This window comes from Mesorhizobium sp. P2_A12, from assembly GCF_056405075.1.
This window is the reverse complement of the sequence record NZ_JBFUCU010000043.1, coordinates 1-15439: the sequence shown is the minus strand read 5'-3', so window position 1 is coordinate 15439 and position 15439 is coordinate 1. Positions and strand designations below refer to the sequence as shown.

The following is a 15439-nucleotide window of genomic DNA, read 5'->3' as shown; positions in this document are numbered from 1 at the left end:
CCTTTGCACCTGCCTCGTGCTCGCGCAGAACTGCGATGATCTGCTCTTCCGTGAACCGCTTTCTCTTCATCAGTCCGTCCTTCAATCAAGGCCCGGACTCTAATCTCAGATGGAGGAAATTCTCAGTGGCAGGTCACGTCCTCTAGAAAAAGGAAAGCCCCGAGACGAAGACACGGAAGGCGGTAACCAACCCGCGGAGGGAGTCTGATTAACCCGTCGTCTCTGAGCTCCACCCCCGACCCAGCGCAGTTCCAGCCAATCCGACTGCTTTGCACATTCGCGCCAAGCAGTTGTTCTCTCTCGCCTTCAGGCTTGGGCTTGACAGGGAACATGAGAGCTAGCCGTTGCGGATCCTTCGCATAAATATACACAATCTTTGCAACCGCAAATCGCTGACGATGGTACGTTCACCACAAGTTCTGAGGCCAGGAACGGCCGAACAGGCTGATGCGGATTTATGGTCCTGCAGGTCGCAGGCACAGGGCACGCAACGTAGGAGACAGACAATGGCAAGGAGAGCACTCATCATGCTTGAAGGGCATCGGGGTTTAGGTCTGCCGTTCGTCCAAGCGACCCGACGCCTTGGTCTTCATCCAGTCACCTTGTCGGCTGATCCAGCTCGCTACGACTATCTTGCGGATCAAAATTTGGAGGTAATCCAGGTCGATACCGACAATGTGAATGCGCTGATCCGCGAATGCTCACGGCTGCGTACAACCTATGACATTGCTGGCATTACGGGCGCCGAGGAGGAGGTCTATGCGACAGTTGGCAAGCTCTGCCGGTATTTCAATCTACCGGGACCGAACCCCGCATCTGTTGAACGATGCTACGACAAATTCGCTCAACGCCAGCTCCTCGCGGAGGCTGGCGTTCCAGTTCCTGCTTATCGCGTGGCAGCGAATGCAAAGGAAGTGGAAAGCGCCACGGCGGAAATCGGCTTACCAGTAGTTGTCAAGCCAGTCGTAGGCACGGGCAGCGTCGGTGTCCGATTGTGCCGTGACATCGAGGAGTTAGCCGAACATACGACCTCTCTGTTGGGCGGGAAGCACGTCGGCCGGTTTCCGCCGAGGGTATTGGTCGAAGAATTCGCACAAGGCCCCCTGTATTTCGCGGCGGTAATGGGACATGAGGTCGTTGGGATTGGGGCCGCTGACTACGATCCGTCACCGCATTTCGTCTTTCGGGAGTGCACTCTTCCGGCCCTGCTGAACGATGAGGACCATGAGCGTATCGCCGATATTTCGCTGAGCAGTTTGCGAGCTCTCGGCCTTAGCTGGGGGCCAAAAAGCATTGAACTCCGGTGGACCAAACGTGGCCCAGTCGTCATTGAAGTCAATCCGCGTCTTGGTGGTGCGCCCACTCCTCAACTGATTAAGCTGGCTTACGGTGTCGATCTCATTACCGAGCACATTAAGCTTGTCATTGGCGATGAACCGAGTTTGCACAAAAGAGAATCGCAGATTGCGGTTGTGCGATCTCTTATTGCTGATCGCGATGGCACCCTCGATTGGATCGATGGCGACAGCCAGGCAGCTGCTCTAACAGGTGTGGCCGAGGTGAAATTGTACCTAAAACCCGAGACGGCGATCGTCAGGAAAGGCGACTTCCGTGACCGTATCGGATATGTCATCGCCGCTTCACCCAGCCATGCTGAGGCCAAGGCAATACTTCAACGTGCCGTCGACTTGATCAGTTGGTCGATCTCATCACCTGCCTCCACCAGCGCAGGTGGCGCAGCATAATTGCGAAGGTGCAAGGTATGACAACCCCACCGCCAGCGATCAACATATCGAAACGAATTTGCAAATCTGACGGCGTGAAGCCGGAAATTGCTGAGACTCGGGCTTAACAAAAATGCTGTATGATTTGATCCTCAGGGGCGGCCGCGTCATTGACCCCTCTCAAACGCTGGACGCGACTATGGACGTGGCCTTCCTCAACGGGAAAGTGGCCGCTATTGGTTCGCGACTCGAATCGGAGGCGGGGACAGTTGAGCGGGATGTCTCAGGCCTTATTGTAACCCCGGGCCTTATAGACCTCCATACGCATGTCTACTGGGGCGGAACGTCGTTGGGTATCGATGCGGAAGCGTTCGGCCGCGCCAGCGGGGTAACGACCGTTGTCGATACCGGGAGTGCCGGCCCAGGAAACTTTGCCGGCTTTCGAAAGCACATCATTGAGAAGTCTCAAGTCCGGATCTTGGCGTTGCTCAATGTATCCTTTGCGGGGATTTATGGTTATGGATCTCAGGTCGGTGAAAGTGAAGAGATAAGGTTGCTGTGTCCGGTGCACAGCGTCGAGGTAATCGAAGCAAATCGGGATGTGATCGCGGGAGTAAAGGTTCGGGTCGGAAAGTATGCGTCAGGCAATTCCGGTCTCGCCCCGCTCGACATGGCCTTGCATGTTGCCGATGAAACCTGCTTGCCGTTAATGGCCCATATCGATTTCCCGCCGCCCTCTTATGAGGAGGTCGTCTCCCGTCTCAGACGTGGCGATATCCTCACCCATGCCTTTCGACCCTTCCCGAACGCACCTGTCAATTCGCGGGGCGCAATTAGAGCAGCCGTGCGGGAAGCACGTGAACGCGGGGTTCTTTTTGATATCGGCCACGGCCAGGGCTCGTTTGCCTTCAAGACGGCGCGTGCCATGCTGGCCGATGGATTCCAGCCCGATACGATCTCGTCCGATATTCATGCCGACTGCATTGACGGACCGGTGTTTGATCAAACGACAACCCTGTCGAAGTTTCTGTGTCTGGGGATGACGCTGAACGAGGTTATCACCGCTTCGACCATTAACGCCGCATCGGCGCTCCGCCGGTCGGAGCTTGGATCGCTCAAGTCGGGGTCCGCAGGGGACGCCACGATCCTCACCTTAGAGAACGGTTCCTTCGACTACGTCGATTGCAGGAATGAGGTCATGCGCGGCGACCAAAGGCTTGTTGCGCGGGGAGTGGTCTTGAACGGCCGCTGGTGGGATCCCTCGAAAGACAATCGCGAGGCAGCGCCCTAAGGGGACGTCGACCATAGCACGGTGTCTTTTGTGAATCATAAATCAGTCAGAGGACAGAGAAGAACTACCCCGCTCACTTCTATTAATTGGAGAGCAATATGAACCACACCAGTGCAAGCAGTTTAGGCTCCCGGGCAGGAACCGCGTCGACGTTGGCGAGCTGGATAACAAGGCTTCGGTACGAGGACATCCCTCCGGACGTCCTGAGCCATGCGAAGGCCTGCTGTTTGGACAGCGTGGCTTGCATGATAGGTGGCATGAGCAGTCAACCCTGTACAATCATTCGCGATGTTCTGAAGCAGGGGCATGGCGCGAGCGATGCTGTGTCCTTCCCAGGCACCAACCTACGAATGGGCGTACTGACTGCGAGCTATCTAGGCGCTCAGGCTGCGAATCTGCTGGATTTTGACGACGATTACGTTGGCCATCCAGGTGCAACCGTTATACCGCCAGCTTTGGCTTTAGCGGAAGAGCGCGACGCTTCGGGAGCAGATCTTGTGACCGCCATTGTCGCAGGATATGAGGTGTCTTTGCGTATTGGCCAGGCTGTGCAGGCTACGCCGGAACGCAAGCGCGCGGTCCTTGGCCTCTCACCGTGGCAGACATTTGGTGCCGTCGCCGCTGCGGCTAGTTTGATCGGGCTGACGCATACGCGCATTCTTAACGCGTTTGGATTGGCCGGTGCTCAGGCGCCGCTTCCCAGCATCCGAAAATTTCTGGAAGGGGATCCTCCATTTTCTTGGATCAAAAATTGCTATGGCATAGCAAGCGAGGTGGGAGTTCTTTCAGCGATGTTAGCTGAGCAAGATTTTCTAGGACATCGAGAGATCTTTGATGGCGACACTGGGTTCTGGACGATGTCTGGTTCGGATTGCTACAACCAAGAACTCGCCGTCAATGAACTTGGGGACCAGTGGCTTACCCTTGATGTGGGCTTCAAGCCCTATGCCTGCTGCCGTTGGACGCATACTCTTCTCGACTCCTTGCGCCTTCTCGCCGCTCGTTTGGCGGGCCAGGTCATTACTAAGATTGATGTTTATGGCTTTCGCGAGTTGACTCAAACTCTGAACAAGCCGCTGCCGACCTCGATTATCGATGCTCAGTTCAACGCCCGCTATGTTGCTGCTCTTGAACTCACCGGTCGTTCACCGATGTCTGGGATGTTCGAGGCGGACCTGACCGATCCTGAGGTCATAACCTTGGCGGAACGGGTAAATCTTCACCAGGAGGCGGCCGCCGATGAAGCCTATTTCGAGAAAGGCAGGTTGCCAGTGCGCGTGGTGATCACTTGTGAGAGCGGTGCAATCTTGTCGGCTAACGCAGAATGGCCTTCCGGGAGTTCGGAGGCGGGCGGCTTTCCGGATCAGAAACTTGATAGGAAGTTTCTCAACATAGTCTCGTCAGTCTTGGGCCACCACAAAGCTGTTCACGCTCTTGAAATCATCCGTGATATAGAGAATTGGGCCGCTCGTGACCTGAGCCAAACCTTGTCTATTTAGTCGTCCGTGAAGAACTCGGAAGGCTTTGATTCAATTTAGGATTCGGCTCCAGTTTTGCGTTTGATTTTGCCGAAAATCGTGGCTTTGAGCGGCGATTTCCGGCAAATTGAAAGCGTGCCCGTACGCGTGATTCGACTGTTGTGGCGAAGCTGCGAGGGAGCGAGCGATGCGGCCGAAGGAACGGCGCGAAAGCGGACAGACCGACCTGTTGCGATCCCGGCTCGACCAGATCCTCAACATGGATCATGCGCTGGTGAAACTGGCCCGGTCGATCGACTGGCGTTTCCTCGAACAACGGCTTGGCGCGGTCTATGACGACGATCCCGGCCGGCCGCCGCTGCCGACCCGGTTGATGGCGGGCCTGGCCATCCTCAAGTCGATGCACAACCTGTCCGACGAGGTGCTGTGCGAGCGCTGGCTTGAGAACCCCTATTACCAGCTGTTCTGCGGCGAGGAGTTCTTCCAGCACCGCCTGCCCTTCGACCGCAGCTCGCTGACGCGCTGGCGTCTGCGCATGGGCGAGGAGCGGCTGATGGCCTTGCTGCAGGAGAGCCTCGCGGCAGCGACGCGGCTGGGGGCGGCCAAACCGGCCGACTTCCGTGCGGTGATCGTCGACACCACCGTGCAGGAGAAGGCCATCACCTTCCCGACCGACGCCAAGCTGATGCATCGCGGGCCCGCGAGCGGCTGGTGACGCTGGCCAAAAGACACGGCATCGGCCTGCGCCAGTCCTATGCGCGGGTCGGCAAGTTCGCGCTGATCAAGCATCAGCGTTATGCCCATGCCAAGCAGTTCAAGCGCGCCAACCGGGCGCTCAAGCGGCTGCGCACCATGCTCGGCGCGGTGATCCGCGACATTACCCGCAAGCTCGCCGGGCAGCCCGAACTGACCCAGGTCTTCGCCCTGCCGCTGTCGCTTGCCCGGCGCGTCAGGGACCAGCGCGAGCGCGGCCGCAAGGTCTATTCCCTGCACGCTCCCGAGGTGGAATGCATCGGCAAGGGTAAGGCCACAAGCCCTATGAGTTCGGCGTCAAGGTCTCGGTCGCCACCACGCTGCAGCGCAGCCGCGGCGGCCAGTTCGTCGCCCATGTCAAGGCGCTGCCCGGCAATCCCTATGACGGCCACACGCTGGCCACCGTCATTCCCGCCATCGAGACCGCGATCGGCGCCAATCTCGGCAGGATCGTCGCCGACGCCGGCTATCGCGGCCACAACGCGCCGAAGGATAAGATGTTCAAGGTCCATGTCGCCGGCTACAGGCGCGGCCGCACCAAGGCCGTCAAGCGGGCACTGCGACGCCGGGCCGCCGTCGAACCGGTCATCGGCCATCTCAAGCAGGACCACCGCATGGGCCGCAACTTCCTGGCCTTCACCGAAGGCGACGCCAACAACGCCATGCTCGCCGCCGTCGGCTACAACTTCAGCCTCTTGCTCAACTGGCTGAGGCTTTTGTTTGCCTATTTCCTGGCGCTGCTTGCAACCGCTCCAGCGTCACCGGTCCAGCCACGATCAGCCTGACCTCCGCAGCTCAACCGGAATAGCCTCTGAAACGGGGGTCGCCTTCAACGCCGGTGCCGAAATGGCTTTCTTCACGGGCGACTATTTAGAGTTTGCCTTGATCGAACCGCCTAAGGTTTTTGCACCACATCAGGTCTCCAAAGCCACAGACGTCCCCTCTTTCGTTGAGCGCCAACGTGCTTTTGGGGCAGAGGCATCGAGAGCTCGACGCAGCAAACCGAGCGCCGCCCGCGAAGCACTGCTGAAGGGCCGTTGCCGCGCTTTCCGCGTAAGAACCGGTTTGATAATCATCGAGGCTTTTAGGTCATCCCTGGCCACCAGATCATAAACGGACGCAAAAGGCAGCACGGTGTATCCGAGTCCTTGCTTGGTGAGTTCGAGCAATGGAGACATGGCATCCATCTCCATAATGGGTCGGAGTGGACGGCTTGCACGGGCGGCTTCCCGATCAGCACACTTCTGACGCCTTGCAGACGCGTGGGCAAAATCAGTGGTATCTCTGTCAAGACTTCAAATGGGCATGTCGACTTTCGCACGATAGGAGATGTTGGGCTGCCGATGACATAGAGGTTCTCTAAAAAAATAGCTTCATATGATACCGCAGCGGCAGCTTGGCACTCGTAGAAAACTCCGATGTCTATGCGCCCCATGGCGAGCTGCTCCAGCACATCACCTGTATACATTTCTATCATTTTGAGTGAGGCTGATGGAAACTCGGAGCTGAAACGTTGTACCATTTCAACCATCACGAGCTTAGTAACGCCGGGCGGCAAGCCAACGCAAACGGTGCCACCAGGATTTTGATTCAAATCTGAAATAATTTCATAAGCTGTTTCCATCTCCTTCAGAGCAGCCCTCGCACGTTGAAGGAACACATCTCCGGCTTGCGTCAGAGTGAGACCCCGTCCGTGCCGAAAGAATAGTGGCATACCAAGCTGCGCTTCCAGATGTCGCAAACTCCGGCTGAGGGAAGGTTGCGACTCTGAAAGGCGTGCTGCGGCTTTTGAGAGGCTTCCCAATTCAGCGATCGTGATAAATTGCTCGAGGGTCCGCAGGTTCATGATAGCCATCAACAAATCAACGTGGAACTCGATGAATCAATGGATGATCTACTCCGAACTGGCAGCCTCCGCTGCCGGCACGTTTCCAGATAACACCGTGGGCCGTTGCTCATTGTAGTCTCTGCGCCAAGCCTCCAAGTTTCCGCGCGTTCGCAAGACTGAAGAACCAATGCGCTTAAACACGCCGCCCGCAACCGACAGTTAGTCCGCTTGATGCACGGCGCTGAACGTTTGGTGGGCTGAGGCGGTGATCTGGTCGCCCTTTCGGTTGCGGGCGGATCTGGGTTTTCGTCTCGACCACCCGCGCGGCAATCTTGATGAGGCGCAAACGCGGCGTGTCGAATTGGCGAGGGCAAAGCTGGACCGTTTCGGGATCGCGGCGCGCGAGCCTCACATAAGCCAGTAGGCGCGGGCGTGCAGGAACGGACCGGAACCGGATGGCCGTCGCTGCTATGCAGGTGACCTGCCACGGGTAATTTCCTCCATCTGAGAATTAGAGTCCGGCCTCGATTGAAGGACGGATTGATGAAGAGAACGCGGTTTACGGAAGAAGATGGGGTATTCGGTTCAGCTCGCTGAACGCCTGGCCCCTTTTCGGATCATGACGTTTGTCTGATGGTCAGAGGCGACCTGGAAGGAGATCGGCATGAGCGTTTATGCAGGACTAGATACTTCACTCTAGGCGGTAGCTATTTGCGTTATCGCCGAGCGGCGAGATGCTGGGCAGGGGAAGGTGCCCGGTGGCCCGGATGCTGTGACGGCTGCACTTCAGCGATGGCGGGACGATCTAGTTCGCGTTGGCTTTGAAGCGGGTGCGACATGGGAGTGGATCGGCGGATACCTGGTCGACGAGGGCCTCCCTGTCGTGTGTCTCGGGAGTCGACCTGTCAAAGCGGCTCGGGGCGGTGTCGGTGAAGACGGACCGGAATGACGCACAGGGGATTGCGCAGACTGTGCGCAGAGGTTGGTTTAAGGCAGTTGATCTGAAGTCCGCTGCCGACCAGAGGCTGCGCACGCTCACCGCCGCGCGCAAGGCTGCCGTCAGGACGGTCACTGCCAACGAGCAGGTCATCCGAGGCTTGTTTCGTCGACGCTGTATGACTGGAAGGCGAAGTATGGCGGGATGGACGTCTCCGATGCCAAACGGCTGAAAGCCTTGGAAGACGAGAACGCGAAGCTGAAGAAGCTGCTCGCCGACCAGATGCTCGAAGCGTCGGCACTGCGCGAGCTTCTTTCAAAAAAATGGTAGGGCCCGCCGCGCGCTTGCGCAAGGTCCTGGTGAGCGCCAGGCAGAGGATGAAGTCGATGCCGTTGGCGCTACACTAGTCGATACCTGCGGACTGCAAGAATAGCTGTCGGCTCGCATCAGGATCCGGGTGTTCGGCTAATTGCTCCGGATCGCCCACGCACCAGGCGTCGCAGGTGGGGGCGGATCTCAGCCCCACTCGGCCGTTTGCCCGTTCGCAGGATGGCATCGACAAAGCGGCCATCGCCATCGAACCCTATAATCGGCTGGAAGCCTTATATTATTCGTCTTAATGGGCATTGAACAGCCGCAATTGCCTTCCGCCTTGCACGGCGCGCACGCTGAGGCCGGAGGTGCGTCAGCTTGTGAACAAGCGCCTGGGCAAGGCGGTCGCGGGCATCGCCCAAGCAACCGGCGCCAAGAGATCGATCTTATTTCCAGAGCAGCGATGCCGTCGTTTTCCATCATGCCATGCAGACCGAGCTTGCGATCACGGCGGCGAAGGACGTGGCTGGTAAAGACAATGTGCTTTAGACGCCGCCCATACGGCGGAGGCGCGACCGGGTGCACCCGGTCGACTGTGGCACCCTGGCCCTTGTGGATGGTGGCGTAGCCGTAGTCAATGTTGCGGTAGAGGTGCTGATCGACCGCTACGAGCCTCGGAGGAGGTCCATCGTTGAACAGTTCCCGAGGCTCACGCGTTCATAGGGACAATCTCGTTCGTAGCGGCAGCTTGTAGCACTGGGACCGGCTGGGTTGCGATTGGCGGACTCGACCTCGGAACCTCTCAGCTCACACGGCTCCCATCAGGCAAACGTGCCGATCAGACCGAGTTGCCAGTGCACGAAGAGATCGGTCAATTGTTCGCATGTTTCCCAATTCATGGCGTACGTGACGGCGTTGTACGGCTCTCGATGGGTGTCCTGGGAGTCTCAATGATCGGGCTGATCGGTGTCCACGCATTCCCCAGCAAAACTAGCCTGTCATTGAGCGGCTGCGAGCCAATTGCGAAGTCGACCGGGCTTCGTCGCCACCATCACCTTGACCGCCCCGGTCGGCCCGATCACGCCGTCGCCTTCAAGGCACGAATGACGGCTGCAACCGTCTTTGCGTAGGCGCCGCGGCCAACCCGCATGGCGATGCCGTCTATCTCAAGTTCTATTACACCAGCGTCGAGGGCCACTTCCTGCCTTGCCGCCGCTTAACCGTAGGCACCGGCGTCGGCGTATCTGCGACTGCCGGCACAAACATGGACCCCGGTGATGCCGCATCCGTGACAGTCCGGCGCCGTGCCGTCCTACACAAGGCAAACAATTCTTGCGGGGACAACGCGTAGCGGCGCGCCACCGGCTCACGCTTTCGCCCGGCCCATAGCTCTCCGCCACGAGCCGAGCCTTCCTCTTAAGCCGGCCCAATCTCGTCGCCGACCAGTGCCGGTGAACACCTCCAACCAGCGCACCGGCTCCGCCTCACCCGACTTAAGCGTAAGCTCTGAAATCGCCATATGTCGAAGCCCTCCATGGCTCCGAAATCACCCCGCCGCCCGAAAGGTGCCCTCAGAACATCGCATACGAAGTCGCCGACGTCCGCGACCAGAACCACCGCATTCATCAGCGCGATACCGCGCATTGCCTGCAAGGCGTCAACCACCGGCGCTGGTTCCATTCCGGGAGCGGCTGAGTAGCTGTTCCTCGACCTGCTGCAGGCGCCGTTTCGCGTTATGACGGCAACGACGTAGTCCTGAAATGCGATCTGCTGACCGGGATGATCGAAGGCCAAAGTTGAAGACGATCGCCGGTAAGCCATTCGCCAGGCCGTCCCACGCTCATGCTTGCGCCCGTGACGCAACAGAAATCCCTTAAGATGTTGACGCGCTCGCGTCACCACCTATCGCACGACGCTGCGCAGCCGGAATAGGTCGCGCATGGCTTCGTGATCGGCGTCGGGCACCCACGCGGGGAGTCAACTCTCCGGCCCGATTGAGGCGGGCGAGCATGATGGCGTCGCGAAGGTTCGTCTTCATCGATCGCACGGCTTCCGCGGAATTAGCGATGGCGCCACCCACGTCGCAGCGAGGGCCCAGGCTAGTGAGTTGGCGAACGCCATAACCGCACGGGCCGGCCGGACCGCCCCAGACGATCGCACAGCGTGCTGATGAGATCAGAGTCACGCAGGAGGTGATTGTCATGAGGTGGGGGCACTCTGCAGGCACTACCCAGCATACTGCGGCGAACTGGGAGAGCCGAATCTCATCCTGATCGCCGCGCTGCAACCCAGCCGGTTTCGGCCATCTTGTTACCAGATGTGCGGAATATACAAACTGAATTTGACGAATGTTGCCAACCAACGAAACTCTCATGAGATAGCAAACTTCGATGTGGGATATAAACATGCGCGATACAGAGCCCTTCTTCGCTCTACAGGCCGAGGCGACCGAATGGCGTCGCTACCTCCACCAGCATCCCGAGCTCGATTATGCGGTGCACAACACCGCCGGGTTCGTGGCCGAGAAGCTGGCTTCGTTCGGTATCAATCACATTGAAACGGGCATAGCTGAAACCGGCATCGTCGCCATGATACAAGGCAAAGGTGGAGAAGGCCCGACGATCGGACTAAGGGCAGATATGGACGCTCTGCCTATCCTTGAAGCGTCGAACAAGCCTTGGTCGTCGACGATACCTGGGAAGATGCATGCCTGTGGCCACGACGGTCATACGGCCATGCTGCTCGGCGCAGCCAAGTACCTCGCGAAGACGCGCAATTTCAAAGGGTCCGTAGCCCTGATCTTCCAGCCGGCAGAGGAAGATGGTCAGGGCGGCCAGAGGATGGTTCAGGAAGGCATTATGGACCGGTTCGGAATCGCGCAGGTTTTTGGCATGCACAACGCGCCGGGCTTGGATATCGGCAAGTTCAGCATTTGCCAAGGTCCCATGGGCGCCGCGCTTGATGAGTTCGACATTGTCGTGACGGGAAAGGGGGGGCATGCGGCTCATCCACACAAAACCGTCGATCCCATCGTTATTGCAGCACAAATTATTGTTGGCCTGCAAAGTCTGGTCTCGCGCTCCACAGATCCGCTCGACTCGCTTGTCATGTCTGTCACCAAGATGGCCGCTGGGCAGGCCTATAATATCATTCCAGAGCAGGCTTACATAGGTGGTACCGTTAGGACTCTCTCCCTTGGTTTACGGGACTTCGCCGAACGACGGATTTTCGAGTCCGCGCGAGGCATCGCACGTGGATTTGGTGCCGATGTCGAGTTCAAGTACCGGCGACTAGAGCCGGTCACTATGAACCACATGGACGCGACCAAATTAGCAATCAAGGCAGCACGCGATCTCGTGGGCGACGAGCGTGTGAATGATCAGGCCAGACCCTCGATGGGATCCGAGGATTTCGCGTTTATGCTCGAGGCGCGGCCGGGGGCCTATGTTCGCCTGGGTAATGGTCCAACCGCATCTGTGCACAACCCAGCGTATGATTTTAATGACGATGCGCTGGCCTACGGCATCGGCTACTGGGTGAACCTGGTTGAGACAGTTTTGGCCGCCGGCCAGCCCAAAATCCCCGCAGGATCGAAGAAGAAATCCTACCTCACGGTTCGGACCGGGAGGTGATTTAGTGAATTAAATGAGATGATTCGTCGGGGGCGCGTGAAGTAACATGTGCGGGCGCTTAGGCGGTGCCCTGCGGGCTTGGCCCGCTTCAGCTCGTTCAGAACCGGCACGCACTTCTCACGGCGGCTCGCCAAGCGCTCATCGGCGGAAAGTCCATTCGTATCGCGCTTAAGGATGAAGATCGGATCGATGTCGTTTGACGGTTCCAGCGCGATCGGCGAGATCACCGCCGGATTCATGCGCCGTGCATTCTTCGCATGTTCCCCGTTCGAAGAACTATTGTTTGCAAGTGCCCAACAGAGTGCAGGCGTGTTCGGGGGCCGGCTTGCGCCCAGCATCATAGAGCAAGCGCAGGCGCATAAAAGTCGGTCACACCCACACAGACACCGAACCGCCGGCTCGGCCTCGCTCGATCCACTATCTAACGCCATCCGCAACTGCCCCCCTCCTATTGCCTCGCCCATCAATTACCGAGGGCTGCGGAGGCGACAGTGCTCATTTCACCTGCCGTCGCGCCGGCAGGTGGTACGGGCAAGCTCGTAATCCAGCCCCGTCGAAGATGACCAGCCCAGCGATCTCCATGCGCCAGACCTTCACCAGCCGTTCCACCATTCTGATGTTAGCGAAGCGAGCTGGATCGATATCCTTCAGCCGTTGTAGCACGGCGACTGCCGGAAGGGCGGGATCTTCCTTCAGCCATTCCTTGAGCCGCGCCTCAAAGGCCTCGTACATGCTGGGTTTTTTCGGCCAGGCTTCGCCCGCCCATAGGTCGCCGATGCGTTGTCCGTGTCTCGCCGTTTTTCCAGGCTGTTTTCAAGTTCGCGGCGAAGCTCTGGAGATCGATGACCAACGGCTCCTCGAATTTCGCATTGAGCCCACGACGATCGATCCGGTTTCCAAACTCTTCCTGTTCGGCGCGGATGCCGGCAACAGCCGCACAGGGTCAGCTGTCTCCATTATTGCCCATAGCCGCTCCTTGTCGTTCTCGGCCGCTTTCGGATGCGCAAGAATACGGGCCGCGGGTGGAACTGGCGGATGAGAGCGCTTGATCACGGGGCGCAGATCCGTGTATTCTCCTGCAACTTGAATGACGGTTGGAACAGATTGGCGTGGAGTCGCACCACAGCGTAGAGGCGTTCACGGGCAGCCGTCGAATCCATGCCGACTACCCGGTCATAGCCCACCGGGCGGCGCATGATTGGCGCAGTTATTCTGCTCCACATGCGCTTGGTTCTTTCGATAAGCGCCAGAGCGTATCTCGTGCAGATACTCGCTGCGGCGGGGAAACGACCAGCGCATTCAAGAACGCGCTGTTGTTGTCAAAGTCGGCACCCAGCAGTGGAAAGGGAAACCGCGAGCGGGCCTGCTTGATCGCCATGATGATATTGCCGCTCTCGCGTGTGCGGACCGGAATGCATCGGTCCGTCCCGTGGCAATGGCGGTCAGCACTATAGTCTGCACGAAGCTCCCCGACGAAGACGTGCCCGAATGCGCCACAAATCGGCCTCAACAACGCCGGGCGGCGGATCATTCCAATCGCCGAAGGTGCGAACTGGCACCGAGCGGCGAACTGCCGAACTCGTTCCTGCCCGGCGGCGCTGGCTGCCGCGAGCGACGATGCCGACCACGGTCAAAAGCCGATCTATCGTCGCCGGGCTTGCTGTCAGCAGTTTGCCGCGGGAGCGCACTCATCGAGTGCTAACCGGCCATGTCGCTCAAGCGCAGGCAATAAGACAGGGATCAACGGCTTAAGACGTTTGGAACACAGCCGCTCCGAAACTCCCATAACACGATGAGCGCCTCGCGGGCATCGCTGCCCTAACACCGGCTGTGCTCTTGCCCGCAGACGGCCTCTGCTCACGACGGTTCATAACACGGATCGCGTGCTTGCAATGATAGCCGGTTACCGCCACGAACTCATCCAGAATGTGCCGCTTACCATCGCGACACGCCGCTCGATAACGCTCCACGATCGCAGCTTGCGGCTTCCGACGTCAAGCCGGCCGCCTTTCCGATCGAAGACTGGCCACCATTCCGATTCGAAGCCGGCCAGCATTCCAATCAAGAGCCGGCCAGTTTTCGGCACTGAAGATTGCCTCCTGGTTCGGCCGCGTTCAAATGCTGCGCAATAATATCGAGGAGTTCGCCAGGAGGGGACTCACCCACTATGACCATGTGGTGATCGAGGCGACCGTCAATGCTTTGGCCGTCGCTGAACTGCTGTAGCCATACGTGGATCGGATAGTGATCGCCAATCCAAGCAGGTGCACATGATCGCGCCCGCGAAGGTGACGACTGACTCGATCGACGCCACTGTCCTTGCGAAGCTTTACGCCTCGGGCTTTCTGCCGGCTGGGTTCCGGGGCGCTGCTTGCTCTCCTAGCAAGGGGCCGAAAGTGTAATATTACCATGCCTCTAGAATGAACCGTCACCCATCTCTCCGGAAGGGCAGACAGGTCACAGGCGGATACAGCTGGTTCGCCAGCGTTCGCGGCTGAAGAACCTGATCCAGTCAATCCTCCACGCCCACCTGATCCCGCCGTGTCCGCATGGGAACCTCGTCGGGATCAGCGGGCGCAAATGGCTGACGAGGCAAATATTGCCTGCGGATGAGCGCGCCGGCTTTGTCTTTGTCCATGTGGAACTGGTGGCGCATGCTCATCGAAGGCCGCCCTCAATGCTCGACTGGCCTGTTCAGCGCACAAAGAGCGTGACCAGCGGATCGGGACCGACCTGATGTGACCAATGCCCATGCACTTTTTCATCGAAAGTTGCGCCGTCGGGCAGCACGTCGGCCGCGTAAAGACAATCGCCAGGCTTGAAAAGACGAGAACTTCCATCCCGCAGAATAATCTCCATCTGCCCTTGGAGGATGAGCACCCAGGCCGGCCTAGTGACGCAATGAAAGGTAAAGTCAAACCCGACCGGACTATGGCGCAGTTGATAACTTTCACATGGAAATTCTCGCGAAAGCTCCATGTCTGGCGTCCCTTCGGTGAACTCTATCGCTTCTTCGCGAAAGCGCGCACGACCGTCGGCATCTGTAAACAGGATAATTTTGGTTATGCTGCTCATTATCTCTCACTTTGGCGTGGGGGCACGCAATTGGACTTAGGCGGCAAAGGTCGCTAATTTTTTGCCTAATATTGCCGAAATCCGGCGTCTTTTCGTCATTCAGTACGTTCTTCAGGCGAGCCACGATTGGTGAGTCAGCCGCATTCGTAGGCATCGGGTGAGATAGGAGTGCGAGAGAATCCATCCCGCGCCCATTATGGTTTACACCAGTCGATAACAGACCCCTAGTATCCCAATTCTAGTTAACCTCTGACCTGCCACTGAACATTCATCCAGCGGCGATTAGAGCCTTGGCCGTTTCTGTTACGCCTCTTGGCGCGGGTTGAGCAACCGGCGGAGGCGCGGAGCCTTCGATCAGCGCAGCGTCGGAGCCGGTTGCGGTGGTGACCTCGGCATAGACCTCGGCATA

The 15439-nt window shown here is 58.4% G+C and carries 8 protein-coding genes and 5 pseudogenes; 8 read left to right on the top strand and 5 right to left on the bottom strand.

What is annotated here, in order from left to right:
- Positions 1 to 506: 506 nt before the first annotated feature.
- From AC1DZU_RS34605 to AC1DZU_RS34590, 4 genes and pseudogenes are all read left to right on the top strand, one after another.
- A complete protein-coding gene (locus tag AC1DZU_RS34605) occupies positions 507 to 1745 on the top strand; it encodes an ATP-grasp domain-containing protein (protein WP_477291826.1) in 1239 nt (412 codons plus the stop codon).
- 112 nt (positions 1746 to 1857) lie between these two features.
- Complete coding sequence (locus tag AC1DZU_RS34600) at positions 1858 to 3015, top strand: amidohydrolase/deacetylase family metallohydrolase (RefSeq protein WP_477291824.1); 1158 nt, start codon at positions 1858 to 1860, stop codon at positions 3013 to 3015.
- Positions 3016 to 3113: 98 nt separating this feature from the next.
- Complete coding sequence (locus tag AC1DZU_RS34595; protein ID WP_477291822.1) at positions 3114 to 4514, top strand: MmgE/PrpD family protein; 1401 nt, start codon at positions 3114 to 3116, stop codon at positions 4512 to 4514.
- 166 nt (positions 4515 to 4680) lie between these two features.
- A pseudogene (locus AC1DZU_RS34590) lies at positions 4681 to 6031 on the top strand (IS5 family transposase).
- A 299-nt stretch (positions 6032 to 6330) separates the two neighbouring features.
- Here AC1DZU_RS34590 and AC1DZU_RS34585 read toward each other — a convergent pair.
- Positions 6331 to 7092 (bottom strand): LysR family transcriptional regulator, encoded by a 762-nt coding sequence (locus AC1DZU_RS34585; RefSeq protein WP_477291820.1) that lies wholly within the window; start codon positions 7090 to 7092, stop codon positions 6331 to 6333.
- A gap of 274 nt (positions 7093 to 7366) precedes the next feature.
- Positions 7367 to 7549: pseudogene (locus AC1DZU_RS34580) on the bottom strand (transposase); the annotation flags it as partial.
- Between the two features lie 355 nt (positions 7550 to 7904).
- On the opposite strand from AC1DZU_RS34580, the gene AC1DZU_RS34575 reads away from it, so the two are divergent.
- Together AC1DZU_RS34575 and AC1DZU_RS34570 are read left to right on the top strand one after the other, a co-directional pair.
- Positions 7905 to 8243 carry an IS110 family transposase gene (locus AC1DZU_RS34575; protein WP_477291828.1) on the top strand — a complete coding sequence of 113 codons (339 nt, stop codon included), beginning with the start codon at positions 7905 to 7907 and terminating at the stop codon, positions 8241 to 8243.
- Positions 8183 to 8335: pseudogene (locus tag AC1DZU_RS34570) on the top strand (transposase); the annotation flags it as partial. The gene AC1DZU_RS34575 and the pseudogene AC1DZU_RS34570, both read left to right, overlap by 61 nt.
- A gap of 10 nt (positions 8336 to 8345) precedes the next feature.
- Here the strand turns inward: AC1DZU_RS34570 and AC1DZU_RS34565 are convergent.
- Positions 8346 to 8672, bottom strand: a pseudogene (locus AC1DZU_RS34565) (transposase); the annotation flags it as partial.
- 2056 nt (positions 8673 to 10728) lie between these two features.
- Here AC1DZU_RS34565 and AC1DZU_RS34560 point away from each other — a divergent pair.
- A complete protein-coding gene (locus AC1DZU_RS34560) occupies positions 10729 to 11955 on the top strand; it encodes a M20 aminoacylase family protein (protein WP_477291818.1) in 1227 nt (408 codons plus the stop codon).
- Between the two features lie 495 nt (positions 11956 to 12450).
- Here AC1DZU_RS34560 and AC1DZU_RS34555 read toward each other — a convergent pair whose 3' ends face one another.
- Positions 12451 to 12687: a hypothetical protein gene (locus AC1DZU_RS34555; protein WP_477291816.1), complete on the bottom strand. Its 237-nt coding sequence runs from the start codon at positions 12685 to 12687 to the stop codon at positions 12451 to 12453.
- 1374 nt (positions 12688 to 14061) lie between these two features.
- On the opposite strand from AC1DZU_RS34555, the pseudogene AC1DZU_RS34550 reads away from it, so the two are divergent.
- Positions 14062 to 14569 (top strand): annotated as a pseudogene (locus AC1DZU_RS34550) (transposase); the annotation flags it as partial.
- An 80-nt stretch (positions 14570 to 14649) separates the two neighbouring features.
- Here the strand turns inward: AC1DZU_RS34550 and AC1DZU_RS34545 are convergent.
- On the bottom strand, positions 14650 to 15030 hold the full coding sequence (locus tag AC1DZU_RS34545) for a cupin domain-containing protein (RefSeq protein ID WP_477291814.1): 381 nt from the start codon (positions 15028 to 15030) through the stop codon (positions 14650 to 14652).
- Positions 15031 to 15439: the final 409 nt, after the last annotated feature.

What these genes read in the sequence shown, in the direction of transcription:
- AC1DZU_RS34585 (WP_477291820.1), bottom strand. Translation starts at nt 7,092, where the DNA reads ATGAACCTGCGGACCCTCGAGCAATTTATCACGATCGCTGAATTGGGA.
- AC1DZU_RS34545 (WP_477291814.1), bottom strand. Translation starts at nt 15,030, where the DNA reads ATGAGCAGCATAACCAAAATTATCCTGTTTACAGATGCCGACGGTCGT.
- AC1DZU_RS34555 (WP_477291816.1), bottom strand. Translation starts at nt 12,687, where the DNA reads ATGTACGAGGCCTTTGAGGCGCGGCTCAAGGAATGGCTGAAGGAAGAT.
- AC1DZU_RS34600 (WP_477291824.1), top strand. Translation starts at nt 1,858, where the DNA reads ATGCTGTATGATTTGATCCTCAGGGGCGGCCGCGTCATTGACCCCTCT.
- AC1DZU_RS34560 (WP_477291818.1), top strand. Translation starts at nt 10,729, where the DNA reads ATGCGCGATACAGAGCCCTTCTTCGCTCTACAGGCCGAGGCGACCGAA.
- AC1DZU_RS34595 (WP_477291822.1), top strand. Translation starts at nt 3,114, where the DNA reads ATGAACCACACCAGTGCAAGCAGTTTAGGCTCCCGGGCAGGAACCGCG.
- AC1DZU_RS34605 (WP_477291826.1), top strand. Translation starts at nt 507, where the DNA reads ATGGCAAGGAGAGCACTCATCATGCTTGAAGGGCATCGGGGTTTAGGT.